The sequence below is a fragment of the Kitasatospora sp. NPDC001175 genome (assembly GCF_053598215.1).
On sequence record NZ_JBSFJU010000020.1, the window covers coordinates 13,259 to 33,822 of the forward strand.

Sequence of the window (20,564 nt, forward strand, 5' to 3'; positions counted from 1 at the left end):
GGGGGATTCAAGCAGCGGCGGACCCGGAAGGTGGCCCGTCATCTGCCAGTACGTTGGTAGCGCTTACCGCCTCTTGGGTAGCCTCCCTGGGTAGAAAGCGGCTGGCCTTGCCGTTCCAGGTGATGACGAGTTCGTCGCGGGCGCGGGTGGCGGCGACGAAGAGGAGCGATCGGGCGCGCTGCTCCTCCTGCCGGTAGCGCTGGGGGTTGCTCAGACGGTGGGTCTCGATGCGCTGGTGCGGAACCTGTCCTTCGCTGACGCTGGTGAGGAATACCCGCTGGAACTCCAGGCCCTTGAAGCGGTGCATGGTTCCAATCCGCACGCCCTCGGGGCTGCGCGGGCCGTCCTTTCCCAGTTCCGTGGCCGGGATGTTGAATGGTGGATGGGCCAGAGTCAGTGCCATCTGAGTTGCCGCCGCGGCGTCTGGGACGCTGATGGCCATCGCCTCGTACGGGGTACCGTACTGGTCGTGGCGCTCCTTGACGAGGGTGGCCACGGTTCGCATCTCGGTCTGCCAGTCCGGTGCACGGTAGAGCTGCGGGGCGAGACCGGAGAGCACCGAGCGGTAGCCGTCCAGGCTATCGATGCCGTCGTCGAGATCGTCGAAGGTCTCGCCGGTAATCAGGCCGTGGGCGCTGCCCAGGATCTGGCGGGTGGTGCGGTAGTTCAGCGTCAGACGGCGCGACGCGCGGCCTGGGGTCTTGATGCCGAGCTGGCCCAGGACCACCTGGTGGGCGTAGATGCGCTGGTGCGCGTCGCCGACCAGGAAGATGTCGTTCGATCCCGGCCGGACCATGGCGCGCAGCATCCGCCAGTGGGAGGAGGACAGGTCCTGGGCTTCGTCGACGACGATGTGCTGGTAGCGGGGCTTGAGCCACATTCCGCTGCCGGCCTCGCGGTGAACGAGGTCGACGCCGCCGTGTTCTTCCTTGTATTGCGCCTGCGCCTCGACCCGGGCCATGCGGTGTTCCTCCACGCGGGCGGCCTGGGCTGCGATCTGCGCGTAGGTGGTCTGGAGCGGTGCTTCGGCGAGCTTTGCCTGGTACGCCTCGACCAGGGCCCAGACACGCGCGCGCTGGGAGCGCTGGAACTGGCCGCGGCCCCTGCGCGGGGCCCGCATGTACTGCGCGCAGGTGCCGCAGCCCTGGGCGAGGATGACGTGCTTCCACTCCGAGTCGAGGAACTCCACGTCGAACTCGTACTCGCCCGCCTCGGTGCACACGGTGTGCCACAGGTTCAGTGCTGACTCGTCGTCGATCGGACGCCCCAGGGGTAGGCCGGGCTGTTCCTCGACGACCTCTCGCGCGAGCTGGTCGACGGACTTGACGTCGACGCGCCGCAGCAGTTCGGTGCCGCCGAGGAGCTGGAGGCGGTGTCGAAGGTCCGCGGCAAGATTGGTGTTGTAGGTGGTCAGCAGGACGGGGCGGGTGTGGCCCGGTTGCAGTTGGTCCACGAGATGGCGCACGCGATGCAGGGCGACGACGGTCTTGCCGGTGCCAGGGCCTCCGGTGACCTTTGCCGATCCCTTGAAGGTCGCGGTGGCCAGGCGCTGCTGTTCAGGGTGGAGGAACAGCCGCCAGGCGTCGAAGCTGGAACCGAGCGCGTCGAGGACGGCGGTGTCCTCGGTGCTGACCTGGGAAACCGGGCGGCGGGCGGCCTGGGCCCAGTCGCGGGGGTCGACGTGCTCGTCGGACTTCCACTGGCTGGTGATGTGCTCACGTACGTCGTCGGGATCCATGCCGCCATGGAGGGCGAGCAGGACGTCCTTGGTGAGTTCGGGAAGATTGCGGGCGAGCAGGGAGTCGAGCTGACGCGCGTCCGTGAGCTTGCGAAGTGCGGGTAGCAGGGAGGCGATGACGCCGAGGCTGGTGAGAGTGGTGTTGTCGAAGCGCGCGAAGAGCCGCCCCCGCAGGATGAGGGTGGGCTGTGACGGCGAGTCCGGCGCCTGCGCAGCCGGAGGTTCGGGGCGTTCGGGCAGGGGGATGACGTTGGCGCTGACCTCGGCCTGGTCGACAAGCTCGATGCCGCCGGAGACGGGGTTGATGTCGACGGTCAGGCGAGCGAGTTCGTCGTACGCGACGGGTCCTTCGCGCAGGGCGAGAACAGTGAGGCGGTTCTGCTCGGTCTCCAGGAGCAGCGCCATGCGGGTGCTGTCGAGCACCGCCGTGCACAGCTGGCCGTTGTCGCCTGCCGCGCGCAGCGGGAGTAGGCGCAACGCGCGGTTGGTGCGGTCGGCGCGCAGTCGGCGGACGAAGTCCCCGAGGGCATCCTTGGCGTCACGTCCCAGCCTGCGGATGTCCTGGTGGGCCTGGGGTGAGACGGTGACCTGTGTGCTGATCTTGTTCACCGTTCGCCTCCAGTCGTGGTGGTGAACTGTGCCGGCTCGCTGAGAAGGGCGAGGAGTTCCTCGATAGTCCAGTCGCCCGGGGCACGCACGTGCCAGCCTGCGCTGCGGCACTGGTCCATGTAGGCGGGGTCGTCGGAGTCCTCGGCCAGTACCACGCCGATCCGGTGGTCGGGCCAGGCGAGTTCGATGGGTCGCTCGACGCCGTCGATGTCCAGGCCCGCCTGGGCGACCGGAGTGCCCTTGCGTTCGGCGAGCATGTGTGCGAGGGCGCCGACCTCGGGATCGCCCATGTAGGACAATTCCTTGAGGACGGTCTGCCACAAGGCGCGTTCCAGCGCCGACTGCGTCTGGTCGGCGGCCGCCGGCACTGGCTCGGGCTGGACCTGGGGGGTGGGGGTCAGACCGGTGCCGGAGCGGTTGTCGCGAAGCGCGGCCAGTAGCCCACTGGCCTTGTCCGCGGTCGCGGCGGCAGCGCTGGATACGGCGGCCAGCAGTCCAGCATCGAACGCGTCGAGGCCGGAGCGGGCGAGTTGCAGTCCGTCGGCACGTCCGGTGCCGATCGGGTCGAGGAACTGCAACAGGTTGCCCCAGCAGAGCCAAGCCTTCCAGCGGCGGCGGTGCTCGGCGCGGTCGCCGTCCACCGCCTCAGTGCGGTCGTCCAAGACGGCCAGGCCGCTCCAATGCAGTCCGTTCCGCCGGTCCGCGATCAAGGTGAGTGGGAGGCCGGAAGCGTCTTGGACGGCGATCAGTTTGAGGCCACCGCCGGTGACCGCTGGCCGGGTCCCGCCTCGCAGTACAGCCTCGATCCACGGCGTGGCCGCGGTCGGCTGAGCGTCCACGGCGTCACCGGGGCGGACCCTGACCAGGAGCCCGCCCACTGCGTGGACGGCGAGGTCCTGCCAGCGTGCCAGGTCCGGGTTCCGCAGGAAGCCCAAGAGGGAAGGGATGGCCCCCGAGAAGACCAGTTCGTCGATCTCACGTGGATCGCGCCGCGCCTTGCGCCACTGCTCGCGAACCCTGCCGCCGGGGCCTGCGTCGCTCTTCGTCTCGTACGGAGGCCAGGCGGCGTCGGCGGCGGGCCCAGCGATCACTGCCGCAAGGGGGTTAACGGGGGCATCGACGTTGTCGAGGCGAGGCTTCGCCGGTCCGCGGAGGCTCTCTTCCCAAGCCATGACGTCATCCCAGGTGATCTGCCACACCAGGGTGCCGTCCGCGCGCAGCCGGGCGCGCTTCGCGGCATCGTCCGCGATGCGGTTCGTCTTCGAGGAGGCGTGCCACCGGTAGCCGTCGAGGTAGATCGCGACCGAAAGCGGCGGGGCGCCGTCCCTCGTTGTGTCGCCGGCCACCGGGCGCAGCAGCAGATCGGGGCGGGTCGCGTGCTCAGGTAGGTACTTCTGGGCGACGAGTTCCCAGTGAATGGAGGGGCCCGCGGCGTCGTCTCGGTGCAGGATGAACTGTTTGCCGAGGCGTCCGGTCGGCGTCTCGTCGTGGCTCCGGGTGGCGTGGTTGCCGGGATCGGCGAGCCAAGTGTCAAGGGCTTCGATGAAGCGACGTTCCAGGTCGCTCTCCGCCTGGTCGGCGAACCGCAGCCGGGCTACGCCGGTCGTTTCCTTGCGGACCTGCCAGCCACTGTGGCCGTCGGCGCCGAGGAGCTCGTCGAGCATCCAGAGGGCTTCTTGACGGTCGAGCAGTCGGTAGTCCCGTTGGGGGGCGTGGCCGAGCAGGCACAGGTGGCAGGCGCGGCGCTGGCTGTCCACACAGGGGCATGCGCGCAGGGCCTGCTGGGCAGCGGCGAGGACGGCACGGAATTCTTCGCCGTCTGCGTCAGCCAGGCGCTGCAGGTAGCCGGTACCCCCGGCAAGGGCGTCGTACAGGACAAGGTAGTGGCGGGTCAGGTCGGTGTCGCGGTCGGGTTCGGTGCAGGTGGTGGACCGGATGTGGGCAGGGTCGCCGCCGTAGCGCAGGCCAATGCCCAGGTGCAGAGCTGCGGAGAAGGAGGCGAGGCGTTCCTGGACTTGGAGAGTTGCGGCGGGCAGCAGGATGCGCAGGGCCTCGGTGCGGTGCTCAGTCGCGGTGATGACACGCTGGTCGTGGGGCTGCTGAGGGTGGCTGCGGCTGCGGGTGGGACACCAGGGGCGGTGGTGGGCCAGGTCGGGCCGTCCAGCCAGGGAGTCGGTGAGGGCTTCCTGGACAGGGCCGTTGCCCGGTTCGCGTTCGGTCGCGCCGCCGCACAGCGGGCACACGGTGAAGCCGGTGACGGTGACGGGCTGTCCGGCGAACGCGGTGTCGGCCCGGCGTCCGTACTTGGCCGGGCCGAGGTTGAAGCGCCGGATGACGACCTCGCGCACGTGATCCACACCGAAGGTGGCCTTGGTGTGCCGCCAGGTGTCCTTGATTGCGGCGGGGTCGACGTCGACGGCGGTGGCGATGGTGTAGACGCCGCTGCGGCGGGAGTCGTGGTCGTCGATGATCCGGGCGTCGTCGCGCTTGTCCCGGGAGGTGACCTTGCGGGGCACGATCACGGTCTGCAGGGCCGCGCGCCCGCCGATGCCGGTGCCGCCGCAGCGCGGGCAGGCGGAGGTGTTGCTGGCGGCGTCCCGGGTTCGCACATATCCACAGTCCTGGCACACCCGCCAGGTCTGCACGCCTTCCGGGGTGCCGTCCTCGGAGCGGCGGGAGCGCGGGCCGAGGTCGAAGCCGTCGATCTCGTGCCGGTAGCCGCGCACGTAGTAGGCGTTGCCGGGTGCGAGTTCGCTGAGCGCGGCCTCGGCGGGGCGCTCATAGGTGCGCAGCTCGGTGCGCCAGCGGGCCTTGGGCGTCGACCGGTCAGCCTCGCCACCGGAGTCGCGCTGCTTGCGGGCGGGCTCCTTGTGCGTGAGCGAGGCCTCCAGGCGCACGCCGTCCTCGACGAGGCTGTAGTTGGGCAGCAGGCCCTGCTCGACCAGGAAGCTCTGTGCGCTGGCCTGACCGAGCTCAACCAGGCGGCTGCTGACGCCTGCGGCTTCGCGTTCCAGGTTGCGCTTCTCGCGAGCCTCGTCCTCGACGTTCTCCTGGAGCCCGTCGGCCGCCTCGTTGATCATCGCACGGCGGTCCAGCAACTCGGTACGCTCCGCCTCCCAGGCGTCCTCGGCCTCCCTGAGCCCGTCCTGCAGGCCGGCCTCCGCGTAGCGGCGCAGGGCCTTGCGGGCGTCGCGGGACACGCCGGAGTCGGGTACACCGTCGATGTCGGGGAAGAGACAGAGGAACTCCTCGACCAGGTCCATCCGCCCGGCAACCGCCTTACCGAAAGCCTTGAGCCAGCCGGTGCGGCCGAACAGCGCGGTGACCCGGTCGGGCAGCGGCAGGACGCCCTCGATTCGGCCCCGCGCGGCGAGGTCGATGAGGTGGGCGGTGTACTGACGGCGCAGCAGCTCCACGGCGGAGAGGAAGCAGCCGGGAGGCAGGATGCGCCCGGCGATGAGCTGGCGCGGCTCGGCCAGGTGGTACAGCGCGCGCGGGCTGGTGTCGGCAATGCTCACCATCAGCGCGTTGCCGGTCGAGCGCCCCGCACGGCCCACCCGCTGGACGTATCCGGCGGTGGACGGCGGCAGGGAGGCGAGGATGACCGCCTCCAACTGACCGATGTCGATACCGAGTTCCAGGGTCGGGGTGCAGGACAGCACGTTGGGGTCGGTGTGACGGCCGTTGCCCTGCCGGAAGCCCTTCTCGACGGCTTCTCGCTCCTTGCGGGTCAGTACCCCGGTGTGCTCCGCGGCGACCACGCTGTACGGGCCCGACTCCCGGTACAGGCGACGGTAGTAGTCGGAGCGGAAGTCCCGCGCGGCGCGCCCGTCGGCGCTGGACGAGGGCACAGTCAGCGCACCCTCGCAACGCTTCAGCGGGCAGGGCAGCCCCTGCCACACCGGCACCCGGTCCGGGTGGACCGTCTGCGTCCACCCGCACTCGGGGCACGTCACGGCTGCCACGCCGGTTTGAGTGTCGTCCAGCAGACGCACCCGGATATGACCTGCCGTCAGCCCATATACCCCGTGGCCATTGTTCTGGCCACCCGGACGCCCCTCGCCGGTGCGCCGGTACGCGAGCGCTTCGAGGTCCGCGCCGGCCAGCAGCGGCACCAGCTCTGCCAGGTAGGCGGCAGCCTCGGTGTGGTCCAGTCCCAGGCAGCGGTGGGTGAAGTCGGCGTACCAGCTGTCCTTCGAGTCGGCCCGTTCGAAGTCGGTACGCCCCGACCGGGAACCCACCAGCAGGAACGACGGCGCGTCAGAGCCGCGCCCGAAGGCGGGCATGCCCTCGGGACGGCCGGCCCAGACCGGATAGCGAGTGCGGCCCTCCTCGTCGACATAGGTGTGTAGCCAGGTGTGCTGGATGCCGCCGCTCTGCCGCAGATGCTCCAGCAGGCCGCGGACATAGCCTTCGAAGCGGCGCTCGCGGTCGACCCCGGCGGGCGGCAGCGGGTGCCTCATCGCTGCGGCGACGGGGTCGTCGATCCCCTCCAGGACCTGGCGGCGGTCCAAGTGCACCTGGAGCAGCGACTCGGCGGTCCTCGCCGCCCGAGCCGGGTCCTTGACGTGGACCTCTGCGGCGACGGTCCGGGTGAGCTCCAGAGTGCGGCCCATTCGGGAATACAACCCGAACTCCAGAAGGGTGTTGAACGCCAGGCGCTCACCAACCAGGGTCCAGGTGCTGGCGGGAATACGCTTCTTCTTGTCGAGCAGTCGCGCAACCCGGTCCACGTCGTGCAGATCCGGCGGGACCACGGACGCCAGCAGGTTCTCCTCCGGCACGGCGGCACGGCTTACCAGCGACGCTATCAACTCATTTAGCGGCAGACCGCTTTCGCGGTAGTCCTCCGCATCCAGCGCACGCCACTGCAGCTGCTCGTGGATCAGGGAGCGCAGTGAGAACTTCCAAGCCCGGCTCGCCACGAATCCGGCTCGGTGCGCGGCGTCCTGCACCGAGTCGTTGAAGATCAGAGTACGGCGGCGGTCCTGCCCCTTCGCGTCCTTGCTGGGCAACTCACCGCCGGTGAACAACTGGGTTACGACCACGGAGGCGAGCGGAGCGACACCGGCACCCAGGAAGCGGATACCCTGCGCCTGGCCGCAGGCCGGGCAGCGTTCGTTCTTCGAGTAGTCGTCGGCCTCGGGGTTGTCGTACCAGGCGAGGACGTACACGCCGTTCTCCGGTGCGGTCGCGATCCGCCCGCCGGCCAACAGAACCTCGTCCGGGTCGATGCGGCGCAGCGCCTCGCCGTTGTTCTCCAGGACCAGGACAGTCGCGTCATGGCTGGCCGCTCGGCGTCCCCGGCGCTCGCGCTGCTGAAGGATGGCCCGCGCTTGCTCGGCCGCCTCGGTAGGCGTAGCCGACACCAGGGCCCGCACACGTGCCTTGATCGGACCGCCCGCGACGCTACGCCGGTAGATCTCGTCGGGATCGCTGATCAGCGCGGCGGGGTTTCGCTCCGGGGAGATTGCCGCCCATCCGGATCGACCACAGTCGCGGCAGTACACGGACGGCAGGCGACCTGCGCGGGGGTTATGGCTCTGGCCGCGCTGCGTTCGGGCGCTAGGGCTGGTCACGGCGGCCTGGTCGTCGTCCGACCAGGAGAACACCGGCTCGGGTGCGACGAACCGCAGCACGCGTGACAGCGCGCGCAACCACAGGTGCGTCTCCACCAGCAGCAGCGGACGCTCACGGTCGGCGGGCGCGGACGGGTCGCGGGCGACCGAGATCAGGGCAACGAGACGGGCCAGTGCGGCGGCGGCCGTCGCCGGGTCCTGGGCAGCGGTGGTACGCCAGACGGAGGTGGGATCGAACGCGGCGAGGGCCTCGATGGAGGTCAACGGAGCGTCAACATCTGCGCGCAGCAGGGCGTGGATGAGCGGATGCTTCAGCAGGCGGGTGCCGAGCTCGCGCGGGTCAGTGGTGTCGCAGCCGGCAACGGCCTCGGCGATCCGGTCCAGCGCGTGCGGCGTGCGGGCAGGGTCGGGGAGCGCGGCCAGGTCGGCCGGGGTCGGCAAGGGAAGCGCCAGGTCGACCGGAGAGAGGAAGGAGTTGAGGTCTCGCCGATCCTCCCCCACCACAGCGTCATCGGGGAACCGCACGCCGAAGACCTGCGAGGCGACGTCCAGCATCGGACGCGCCAGCGTGACACCGCTGGGCTGGACGGTTCCCGCCTCGGGTGAGGTCGGCTTCGCGGTGGCGGGGGCCTCCCCCAAGGTCGCCGAGGTCGCCACAGGGCAGATCGCGCCCAGCGGGCGCCCGGGCTCGGAGGCCCCCACGGCGGCGGCCAGTCGCCGCAGCAGCATCGCCACGTCGGTGCCCTGGGCGCCGTCGTAGGTGTGGAACTCGTCGATCACGATGTAGGCGAGGTCTGCATCGAGCCACAGCGGAGCGTCGTGCTGACGTTGCAGCAGCAGGTCGAGCATCTTGTAGTTGGTGATCAGGATGTCCGGTGGATTGCGGCGGATCTCCTGCCGGTCCACCATGACTCGCTTGTAGGGCGAGGCGGCACGCGATGCCCCCGCCTCACCGATGTAGAGCCCCGCAGTGACCTCCGCCAGACGCGGGTCCTCCAGCAGATCGCCGATCCGGTCAGCCTGGTCACCAGCCAGGGCGTTCATCGGATAGAGCAGGATCGCCTTGATCCCGGCCCGGCCCTGCAGCCGGGCACGGCGGCAATGGTCCAGAACGGGGACGAGGAACGACTCCGTCTTGCCAGAGCCGGTGCCGGTGGTCACCAGCGTCGGCGAGGGGGTGTGGCCACCCTTGGTCGTCAGCCGCGCGAACGCCTCCGCCTGGTGCGCGTACGGCCAAAAGCCGTCCTGCCACCAGTCCAGATGCTCCTGCCAGCCGGCGTCGGCCGAGCGGAAGGGACGGCGAATACGCAGGTACGGGCCACGGAACAACCCGTCGACCGGGTCGGTGAGGAACTCCGTCAGCGCGTCCTGAGTATCCGGCTCGGCCAGCGCGAACGTCGTAGTCAGATACTCGACGGTCGTATCGCGCAACGCTTGCGCGGCAAGTGTGGGCCTCATGACGCGGAACCGCCCCCCGTGGTGTGCGAGTACTCGAATGATGACGTGCCAGATTCCCGGTGTTCATCGCTCGGATCGAAGGTATCGGCCGCCCCTGACAGGCCGAGCTTCGTCGCTCCTGGCACCCAGCCTGCTTCGTGCATGCGCCGGGTGAACTCGGCGTGTGCGGCGCGCATCTCAGCTTCGCGGTTGGCGCGGTACAGGGGGCCGGTATAGCCGGTGGGGACATTCGCTGCGAGGGGGAAGTCGTCGTGGGAGCTGAGTTGCTTCCAGGCGTCCTTGGGCTGGCCGTAGCCATGCACCTGGTGAGCCTTGGCGACCCGGCGACCGGTCGCGTCGAACCACATGTTCTCCTCGTACTGCTGGAGCACGGGGAAGCGGGAGCGATACATGGCGACCAGTTCGTCGGCCTCTATGCCGAGCCAGACCGCGACGAGAGCATCGATCTCGACGAGGGCAGCACGGCGGGCAAACTCAGCACGGAGGGGGGTTTCTCGGGTCCATGTCGGCCCTAGGTTGTGGGTGATCGGCTGCAATTCTCCAGGTTTTCCAGGGGTCCATGCGTCCTGGAGCCAGCTCGACTCATAGAGCTCCCGCCACAGGCGATCGTACACCGACGTCTGGCAGTTGAGACGCAGAGTGCGCAACATCAAAGCAGAATCCAGCGGGTGATCCGGCGTTGGTGCAGGCATTGCCTGTGCCTCGCCCACCTGGAGATCATTTCGGCCCGTCGCCCTGAGGAAATAGTCCAGCGGAAGGGAGGCCCAGAATCCCGCCACCAGCGCCGTTTCGCGCACCGTCGACAACGTCATGCTGTGCGCCATGTGAACATGGGCAGGCCCTGCTGGCATGAGGGCTGCAAAGAGGCTGCGCTCGGTATTCGAAGCGATCTGGCGTCGCCACACCATCCGAGTAAAGCGTGAGTATGGGCGCGATGACCATTTCACTAGCAGGCCCCGCTGCGCATCCTCATCCTCGGTGATCGAGGCCAGTTCATCCGCGACTCGCGAATCCGCCTTCAGGTCGCCTAGCAACGTCCGATCAAGCCAGGTCCTTCGCCTCAAGGCATCCTCGTACTTCTCGCGCGTGCAGTTCAGCGACCGCCGATAGTTGGTGCGCGGCACCTGGTCCTCGGCGAGGTTGAGGTGGTCCCACGGTTCCATCTGGAGCGAGGTGCGGGCGCCGTCGATCGGGCGCTTGGCAAAGGGCGTAGCGATACCGAAGAATGGGCCCTGAAGGATCACATCCTGCCAGCTTTCCGCCGGGCCGGAGTCCCAAGTGAAGTACCCATCCGTCCGGTCATTCTTCTCATGGAAGCCAGCACTGATGCGCGGAGTGAGGGCGGCAAGCCGGTTAGGCCAGGACGCCAGGGTCGTGATCGCGGACTCCTCCGAGGTTGTGACAGGGAAGAGCAGCTTGGTCTCCTCGATCGGGGGCGGATTCTCCTCACCGGCCAACTCGCGCCACATGGTGAGCGTCCGTTGATCGACCCTAATAATTCGCGACTTATGAGCCCGAAGGTCCCAGACGTACTTGCCCGACTCCTTGTCAAAGCGCTTAATCCCCGGCAGATCACCCTCGCCGCTGTGTCGCAGGGAGCGAAGTAGCACCTCAGGATGGAAGAGCCAACTGAGATGCTGGAAGCGGATCGTCTGCGCCCCGCCATAGACATTGACGCTGAAGTGTGTGGTGTCACTGACGGGCGGCGCGAACAAGAGTTTCGCGTTCACAAAATCCGCATGCAACCGCAGGTGCCCGTACGCCGCCCTCCGAAGCCGCCCTTCCTTTGCCCCCGTCAGGTGCGTGGCCGGATGTAGCAGTCCAGCGATGCCTCGCTCCCCGATCGCTCGCCAAGACTGAAGCATGAACGCCCGGTACAAGTCGGGCTGTGTGCCCACCAGTTCGGGGTAAGTGTCCACCGACGCCAAGAAGCCTGACAACGCTGCCGAGTCAGCCAGCTCACCCAGGAACGTCGACCGCGCACTAGCCTGCGCGAGCACGGCGGCCTTGCGCCCAGCCCACGCCTCGTTGCTCGGCTGCTCAGCCAGTTCGAACCAGGGCTCGAACTCCGCAAGGACGCCGCTCTCCTTCCACTCCTGCTTGACCCACGGCGGGTTCCCCACCATCAGATCGAACCCACCCTCCGCGAACACGTGCGCGAAGTCCAGTTCCCAGTGGAAGAACCCGCGCTCGCGCGCGATCCGGTACGCCGTCCCGTACCACGGGAAGAGGTCACCCAGGTCGTACGGCTCCTCCCATGCAGTGGCGTCGATCATCTGCGCGTCGAGGTTCCGCTCCGCCTCGTCCAGCTGTTCCAGGTCGGTGACCTCGGCCACCTCGAAGAACGACACCTTCTGCTTCCCAGAGTCGACGTCCACCCGCCCCACCACGGCTTCGGCGAACTCGATCCAGTCGTCCAGGGACTTCAGTGCAGTCTTGCGTCCCGCGTAACCCTTCTTGATCTTGGTCAGATCGACGTCGCCCTTGAAGTACCGCGCTCGGTCGGTGCCGTTGAGTAGCCCGACCTCCTCCAACGGCCAGAACCACAGCGCGCACCAGGCGTCCATCACCTGTCGCAGTCGCCAGTACGGGCTGCCCTCGGCGTGCAATGCCGCCAGTACCGCGTCGCGGTCCATGGCCCGTCCACCGGCGGCCTCACGCGTCTTCGCGAGCGCGTCGGCGCTCGCGCCCCACACGCCCACCGTACGGGCGATCTCCTGCTCCGACAGCTGCAGCCGCTTGACGACCAACTGCCAGAGATACTCAACCCGCTGAGCAAGCGCCATGAGCCGACCGACCTGCGCGCTCTGCTCGCTCTCCTCTTGCCGGTCCTCTGCTCGCTGGACGCGCTTGGCTGCCGCCATCCCCCGACCACCGCCCGCTGACCCGCCGAGGTCCAGGCTGCCCTGCTGCCAGCTGTCCAGCCCGAGGTCCAGTGCCCCTTGCCCGTGCTCATCCTCCAGCGGCGGCGCCGCCACCGATGTACTGACCGCAGGCGCCGCCTTCCGCGCCGCTGCCGCCTTCTTCGCCGCGCCCCCGCCCTTCGGCGCACGGCGAATCCCCGCCCGCCACTTCGTCATCGCCTCGATGACCTCCGGATCGAGCCACGCGGCCTCGGCGCCGGCCACCACGCTCGTCCCGGTCTGGCCGGCCGCGTCCTTCTTGGGCTTGCGCACCGACACGTCCTCGACCACCGACCCCCACCCCAGCGCGGGCAGCAGGAACTGGTGTACCGCCTGCCCGGGCAGCGGCTGCCCCAGCGGTACCTCCTTCGGTGCGGTCTGTCCCTTGCTCCGCAGCCACCCGCCCTCGTGCAGCGAGTTTCCCGGGTACACCTTCCGCGACGCGCCGATCAGCGAGTTACCCCGATGCAGGTGCAGCCCGTACCAAGGGGCCTTCATCCCCGGGTACATGGTGTTGAGCCACAGCGAGATCTCCGCTAGCTCCACCGCCGTTTCATTGAGGTCAACCCCGTATGCGTTGTGCAGGGCGATGTACGCCTTGGCCTTCTGGAACTCGCGTTGGTAGTCCTCGGGGTCGATCTGCACGCCCCGCTCGCGCTCGGCCAGGCGCAGATACAGCTCAGCGAGCTGGTTCACCGCCTCGTTGAGGAACGCCCCCGAGCCGAGTGCCGGCTCGCACACCCGCCAACGCAGCACGTCCGCCGCGTTCACCCACGCCTTCTCCGGTTCCTTCGGGTCGACCTTCCCCTCCGGGTCCAGTCGGAACCGCAGCGCCTGCTCGACAGTCGCCTGGGTCAGGGACTCCGGCGTGTAGTACGAGGCGCTAGTCTGCCGGTCGCGGCCCGCGAGGCGGTACACGTACGTACCCGCCGGGTACGTTGCGGACTCCTCCTCGCGGGTCTCCTTGTTGACCAGCCGCTTCACGAAAACGCTGTCGCCAGGCCCGTCCGGGTAACGTCCAGACTTGACCTGGCTACCAGTGATCAGCCAGGACCCGCCCTCCGGGTCGCCGCCCTTGGCGACCTCGTACAGCACCTCGTCCGCGATGAACCCGGTGTAGGACATCAGGCCCTCGTACACGGCCCCGAGGTGGTTGATGCTCAGATTGGCGTAGGAGATGAAGCCTCCCCTGCCGTATCGGCCCTTGCCCTCGATCAGCGTGAGGTGGCGCAGCACCTTGTGCAGCACCTCGTTGCGCAGCCGCAGGTCCAACGTCTTGGGACCGTCGCCGACGCCGTGGCTGGGAGCAGAGAGCTTCTGCCCGACGAGCCTTATCGACACGGGGTCGAAGAGCCGCGAGCGCAGCGCCTCGATCCGCACTCCCTCCTGCCCGTCGTCACCGCTGAGTTCCGTCGCCTCCCCGGCACCCACCGCGTCGCGTGTGGAGACGGTCTCGGCGACGGGATGGCCGGTGAAGACCTTGTCGAAGAGCAGCGCCAGCGAGTCGTGGAAGTGGTGTCCGCGCCGGGCGCGGCTGTCGGTGAGCTTCTCCGGGATCACAAGCTCCCGCAGGCGGCTGACGCTGTATCCGGTGACGTACTCCTCGCTCTTCATCGGCAGGATGTCGAGCTCGGGCCGAGCCTCCGCGTACAGCAGAAACAGGATCCGGTACAGGTAGCGCAGCGACTCCGTCGTGAGCAGCTTCGGCAGGTCGGCTGGCTCCTTGAGGACGTCGGGCAGCCACGCAGCGAGGTCCTCGACCCGTACCTTCTGCTCGCGGACCAGGTTCAGCACCTCGTTGGCGATGAGCTGGACGGAAGCCTGCAGGCCCTTGCGCAGGTCGCCCGTGACGCCGACCGAGTGGTCACGGGACTCTGCGACGAAGCGGGCAATGTCGTCCTCTTTGCCGTCCTCCTTGGGGCGCAAGGAGTCTGCTCCGAAGAGTGCGGCGATGACGTCGAGCTCCCCAGCGGTGGCGCCCTTGGCGCCCTTTCGGGGCAGCGCGATGTCGAGGCTGACGGCGAGGTACCTGCCGCGGGCGAAGTGCTCCCGGTCGGCGAGGATCATCACACCGCCGAAGAGCAGCAGGGCGTAGCGCGGCGGGTTGTCCGCGCTGAGCAGCCAGGCCGCAAGGTCGGTGACGGTCGTCAGGGTCTTGCCGGAGCCGACGCGGACGGGGGCGGGCAGTCGGCCCGCCGCGCCGTCACCATCGCCGCCGCGTACCTGGTCCACGGAGGTGGCGAAGCCGCCGGTGAGGACGACGAGTTGGTCCTCGCTGTGGGCGACTGGCACGGCGACCGCGCCGGCCGGGCTGTGGACGGTGCGCAGGCCGGGGACGGGGGTGTAACCCAGGGCGCGCAGCAGCCGGTCGTGCCAGCCTGCCAGCGCAGTGCGCCATTCGGCCTCGGCGCCGACCTCGCTGGCCCAGGCCGCGCCGGGCTGCGGGTTGGCGTGCGCCAGGGAAGAGGGCAGTTCGTCGCGTTCCAGGGACCGCAGGGACTTCAGCGCCTCCGCGCCCGCCCGCTGGGCGGCGACGGCAAGCGCGTCCTCGGTGGCGTTGAACTTGTCCGCGGCGTCGCGCAGTGCGGCGCGGGCGGTGAGATAGGGCACCGACAGGTTGCGCAGCCCCTGTCGCGGGGTGTCCTCCCCCGCGCGTTCCTTCGCGGTCCACTGCTTGAGCAGGCCGTTCTTGAGCTGCGTGGGCAGGATCTCGTCAAGGTAGAAGGCGGGGAAGTACTCGCCCTCGTTGACCAGGGAGTCGAACGTCACGCCTGCTTCTCCTGCCCGCTACTGCGTTTGCCCATAACGTCGTTGTCGCTCATGCGCTCGGTTCCAAGACTGCCAGGACGCGCACCATCGGCCTGCCGGCCGTCTTCAGCCGCTCGGCACACCTGCGCAGCTGCTCGGCGGTCTCGTCGCGTTCGCTGCGCGTGAGGGCGCCGAGCCCCGGCAGGGTCTGCTGCCAGTGCTCGATCTTCCTCTCGTACTCGTGCAGCGGGGCGTCCACCAGCTCGTCGCTGACCGTTCGCAGCTCGTAAAGCTCACGGCGGGTCGCGGCGACAGCCGCCGGGACCAGCTCGGTGAGCGCGTCGCGATCGCCCGGCGCGAAGTGGTCGTCCATGCCGGGCCCGACGCCGAGCTCGGCGAGCAGTTCGCGCGTCAGCGGGCGGATTCGCGGATGGACCTGCGTCAGCCGGTCGACGGCAAGCCAAGCGACCACTGTCGGGCGCCCTTCGGCGTTGGACCACAGCCCTTGGGTCAGGAACACCGGCTCCGGCACCTTCTTGGCGTTCACCTGCAGTACGGGGGCGCTCTGGCGGCCGATCTGGACCAGCACCTTGTCGGTGATCCACTCGAGGACAGGGTGGAGCTCCCCGACGTAATGGGAGTCCGGCCACAGGGAGTTGGAGTGGGAGTCCTCGCGAGCGCGACGCAGCGAGTCGGCGGCATCCGCCACATCGAAGGTGAGGTTGAGACGCCGGTCGATACCCTGGTCGCGGCGGTAGGAATCGGGAAGGACTGAGAGGCGGTCGGCCAGGTCCTCGGGGGTGTCGAAGCTCAGGTCGTTGCCTTCGACGACAGTCTTCAGCCGGAAGGACTCCAGGTCTTCGAGCTCCTCGAGCCCGGCCAGGACGTAGTCGCGCCGGCTGGAGAAGAGACGCAGCTCCTCGACCAGGACCGGCGAAGTGGGAAGGCCGTCCGCCGAGGCTTCCTCAGGCTCAGCTTCGCCCCCGGCGTCGAGCAGATCGAGGAAGCCCATCCCGATCGGGCCATCGTCGTACTCGGCCATCAGCGCCTGCTGGACCGGCGGTTCGCCCTCCTGGGACACGGCCTGGGCCTCCAGGTCGCGGACCGCGTCCTCGGGGCGGCGGCCGGCGAGGAGCGACTCCATCAGCCGCTTCTCCTCCTTGTCGGCATCGTGTTCCTGGCTGACGGCCTCGACAGTGCCGAGCACCTGATGGACCACCGCCTCACGGTCAAGAACCCGCTGCGCGACATCCCGGTCATCCAGCGCCCCCTCAACGCCGGAAGCGAGGATCATCGCGCGGAACTCCGGCGGGTGCTGCTGTCCGTAGCGGTCGATGCGACCGTTGCGCTGCTCGACCCGGATCAGGCTCCACGGCAGGTCCCAGTGGATCAGGTGGTGGCACTGACGGTGCAGGTTCACACCCTCGGAAGCCCCATCACCGGTCAGCAGCAGCCGCACGTCACTGCCCGCTCGCGCGAACTCGTCCACGTACTCCTGCTGCTCGGTGTCCGGCACAAGACTGTGCAGCACCTTGACCGCGTTCCTGCCACTCTCCTCGGTCTTCCAACCGAGCAACGGCGGGAGGATCACCCCGAGCCAGTCGAGAGTCTCGCGGCGCTCGGAGAACACCACCGCCCGGGTCCCGCTGCCGGGCCTGACGCCGATCTCCTGCAGTTCCTCCACCAGCCCTGCGAGTTTCGCTGCCCTGTGATGTCCCTCGGTGCTGACGGCCTGCTCGATGTCACGGGCCAGACCGGCCAGGCGCAGCAGGGAGGCCACCTCCGGGGCGGACGACGGCAGGTCCACGGGCGGCGGGTCGGTGACGTTCTCATGGTGATGCGGCAGCTTGTGGCCCAGCTTCGCCAGTCGTGCCCGTACGGTCGCGAACAGCGCGCGGTGCGAGGACAGGAACGACTTCAACAGCACGTACGGGAACAGCCTGTTCTCGTCGCCGCGCAACTCCGCGCCTTCATCGCCGGCCTCACCGGGGCGTCGCAGCCAGAACGAAGCGAGCTCGGCGAAGACCTGCTCCTCCAGATCCGTCGCATTCCGTTCCACCGGATACGAGCCGCCCCGAGGTGCCCACTTCACCACCTCTACGGTCTTCCCATCCTTGACCTCGGTCTTCGTCGCCAGTACCTGCGATACCTCGCGGCTGGCCTTGGTACGGCGGATGTAGAGGTGCCTCAGCTCGTCCGGCTTGGGGTCGTTCACGTCCTTGATTGCCATCGGGTCGAGCAGCCGGACGAGGCCGGCGAAGGACCGCATCTTGCCGTTGTGGGGCGTTGCGCTGGCCAGGATCAGCGCGTCGGTGTGTTCCGCCAGGAGGTTAGCCAGCGCCCGGCGGTCGCTGCTCTCTCCGATGAGGTTGTGCGACTCGTCGATGACGACGGCGTCCCAATGGACGTTCTCCAGCCAGGGCTTGTAGCGCTTCGGGTTCTTGATCGTGTCCATGGAGACGATCACGCGCTTGTAGTAGGTGAAGGGGTTGCGCCCTGCCGGGACACGCCGCTCGATGCGGGCGATACCGACGCTGTCCAGCCGCACCAGCGGCAGCGCGAACCGTGTCCACATCTCGTGCTGGAACTGCTCCAGCACCGGGGCCGGCGTCACCACGAGGATCCGCTCACCGCGCCCACGCCGGACCAGCTCGCCGAGCAGCACCCCGATCTCCAGGGTCTTGCCGAGGCCCACCACGTCGCCGATCAGCAACCGTGGCCGAAGCGGGTTGGCCAGGGCCTTCTCAGCGGGGCGCAGCTGGTAGTCCATGCGGTCGAGCAGGAATCCCTCGGTCAGCGCCAAGCCCTTCTCGGACTGCGGCAGAGGCGTCCTGCGCATCACCGCCTCCAGGAAGAGGCGGCTGCGCCGAAACTCCTTCGAGTTGTCGGGCACCAACCGGGTGTCCTCGGGGCGCAGTACCCGAGGCTTGTCCAGAGAGGTGAGGAACCGAGCCTCGTGCCCTCGGACCAGGTCAGAGGCACCGGTCGCCTTGATCAGGTACTCGCCATCCCTGGGTTTGCTGATGCTGCGGACCAGCCAGTCCTCGTCACGCACCTCGATAACGGTGCCGACGGCAATCCCGAGCGGTGCGGCTGCGCCGACGTGGTCGGGTGAAGCGGCTACTGCGTCGGGCATCGCGTGGTGACCTCTCGAAAAACGATCGCGCCGCTGCATGGGCGCTGTGCTGGCGGAATGATCTTCTGTTTGCATCTGACTGCCACCCGTTCGGGGAACAGAGCGAGTGGCAGGCTTCGGCCCCGTCGGCCCACGGACATTCGCCCGCGGCTGGAGCCGAACGCCTATAGTTTTCGGCTACGGGCGTACGCCTCACGGAGGAACTTGGCGACGCGTAGCGCGGCCGCAGGTGCGGTTGGCGGCAACTGGGCAGTGGCGGCAGCTTGCGGCAGTTCGATTGGGAGGATCATCGTCGTCCTCCCTGACGATGTGTCCGCCGGTGGCAGCGGCACTGTGACCACGTTCGCCGGATCGACCACCGTAGGTGAGTAGCCCGCTTCGGGCTCCGGCGCCGGTTCGAGCGCCACTGGTTCGAGTTCCTCTGAATCAAAGAGCTGCGCGAAGAGATCATCACCGCCGACCCACGGCGCGTCGGGCGCAGCTCCGGCATCCACCGCCTGCTGCGCCGCCGCCTGCACCTCAGCGTTCGCTACACCGGCGAACGCCGAGGGGGGCAGCTCCGGCGCGAGCCCCGCCCTCTCCACGACCTCGCGCAACTGCGCATCCGCGTCCTCGGATGTCAGCCCGTGCTGGACGAGGAGCTCGTGCAATCCCTGCTCCACGCCGTCGAGCGTCGGCCGCTGCTCCGGAATATGCACAATGATCTTGGCAAGCAGCGGGACAAACGTGTTGTCGATGTCATCCCAGACCGGTGACACCGGGACAGGGCCGTGCGGATAAGGCGGACGGCCTGCGGCCGCATAGAACAGAGTGGCCCCAAGGGCGTACACGTCAGCTGGTTCCTTGACTCGCTTCAGGTCGGTCGCCTGCTCCAACGGCATGTAGCCGGCGGAGCCGAACCCCAGCCCGGTCTTGGTCAAAGCCTGGCTGGTGCGGCGGTCTGCCAGTACCGCAAGGCCGAAGTCAAGGACGACAGGGCCGGTAGGGCCGAGGACAACGTTGGCCGGCTTCAAGTCCCGATGCAGCAGCTTCGCCCCGTGGATGGCACGCAGCGCGTCCACCAGTGCGAGCCCCAGCGCGGCGTACGGGCCGACAGAGAAGACATCCGTCTCCTTGATCAACTTGCTGAGGTTCGGACCGTGCACGTAGTCGATCGCCAGCCACGGCTGCGCGGCCTCCGGGTCAGCGGCGAGCAGCGAAGGCACCCTGTCACTGACGACCGCCCGCACCGCGCCTATCTCCTGCACGAACCGGGCGCGTTTCTCATCCTCGTCCTGCTGCCTGTTCTGCAGGTACTTCGGGCTGATCACCTTCACTACCGAGAGGGTGTTCTCGCGGTCGGCATCACCCTCGGACAGGTAGTACCCGGCCTCCAGCTCGGGGCCCAGGTTGTCCAGGGGCAGCCGCCGCGCGAGATAGGCCCTGCCCATACCCCCCTCGCCGAGAACGGCCAGCAATTCGAACGGGCCTAGCACCAGGGGGTCCACATCGCTGTCCAACGGCTCCATCAGCGCCCTCGTACCCCCGCCCGACTCGGAACTTGACCTAAACCCCCGCGACCGCGTGCAAAGAAGCCCGGCGCACCCGCTACGGACCCACAGCACAGCCCACCGACCAGTTTAGAGCGCGTGCACATGAACCCTGCTGGATCTTCGAAAACCGTCCCAACTCGAGCAGCCGCCATCAGAGCTCATCGTGTGGCACGCAGTCTCACCAACGCCTCCGCGTTGCCTGATCAGACGGCTCAGCTCGGCTGCTTCGGGCTCCTCCGGGGGCCTCGAGCTCTGGGACTTTTCAGGGACTTTCAGCTCTGTCCGAGGGACTTGAGAGGGACTTTTTGCCGCCTAACGCGGCAAGGCCCTGAAAGATCGGAAAGGGCCTCCGACGCAGGTCAGAGGCCCTTTCCGGGGCAAACGTGCAGGTGACAGCGGACGAGTCGGCCTGTACGCCGGGTTCTGTCTCCCGGGTTGCTTGCGCGGCCCGGGGAGGCGGCCATCCATCTAGGGCTGCCGTTGCCGACAGCCTCGTGCGGTCTACCCGCGGACTCGGGCGAGCAGCCCTCGAACATCCGCGCACGGTGCCCGAGGGCACCGATCTTGACCTTGCTCCGAGTGGGGTTTACCGAGCCGGCCGAGTCACCTCGGTCGCTGGTGGTCTCTTACACCACCGTTTCACCCTTACCTGCGGCCGAAGCCGCAGGCGGTCTGCTTTCTGTGGCACTGTCCCGCGGGTCACCCCGGGTGGGCGTTACCCACCACCCTGCTCTGTGGAGCCCGGACGTTCCTCGGCGGGTCCGTTGAGAACCCGTCGCGACCGCCCGGCCGGCTCGTCCGCCGTACTGGTCATCGTAGCCGGTCGGCGGCGGGCGTCCGTACCCGCGCTCCGGCCGCGGC

The 20,564-nt window shown here is 68.5% G+C and carries 5 protein-coding genes and 1 other RNA gene; all 6 read right to left on the reverse strand.

The genetic code is table 11. The features are described from left to right. Nucleotides 1-7 precede the first annotated feature (7 nt). Nucleotides 8-2,347: a UvrD-helicase domain-containing protein gene (locus ACWDAK_RS16875; RefSeq protein ID WP_427393813.1), complete on the reverse strand. Its 2,340-nt coding sequence runs from the start codon at nt 2,345-2,347 to the stop codon at nt 8-10. Beyond that, on the reverse strand, nt 2,344-9,384 hold the full coding sequence (locus ACWDAK_RS16880; RefSeq protein ID WP_449806477.1) for a DEAD/DEAH box helicase: 7,041 nt from the start codon (nt 9,382-9,384) through the stop codon (nt 2,344-2,346). The genes ACWDAK_RS16875 and ACWDAK_RS16880 overlap by 4 nt, the downstream gene beginning before the upstream one ends. Then, on the reverse strand, nt 9,381-15,056 hold the full coding sequence (locus tag ACWDAK_RS16885) for an Eco57I restriction-modification methylase domain-containing protein (protein WP_427393815.1): 5,676 nt from the start codon (nt 15,054-15,056) through the stop codon (nt 9,381-9,383). Before ACWDAK_RS16885 ends, ACWDAK_RS16880 begins: the two co-directional genes overlap by 4 nt. Nucleotides 15,057-15,105: 49 nt before the next feature. Then, nucleotides 15,106-18,210 carry an SNF2-related protein gene (locus ACWDAK_RS16890; protein WP_427393816.1) on the reverse strand — a complete coding sequence of 1,035 codons (3,105 nt, stop codon included), beginning with the start codon at nt 18,208-18,210 and terminating at the stop codon, nt 15,106-15,108. A gap of 125 nt (nt 18,211-18,335) precedes the next feature. Continuing rightward, on the reverse strand, nt 18,336-19,679 hold the full coding sequence (locus ACWDAK_RS16895; protein WP_427393817.1) for a serine/threonine protein kinase: 1,344 nt from the start codon (nt 19,677-19,679) through the stop codon (nt 18,336-18,338). A 420-nt stretch (nt 19,680-20,099) separates the two neighbouring features. After that, nucleotides 20,100-20,500, reverse strand: an RNA gene (gene rnpB, locus ACWDAK_RS16900) — RNase P RNA component class A. Nucleotides 20,501-20,564: the final 64 nt, after the last annotated feature.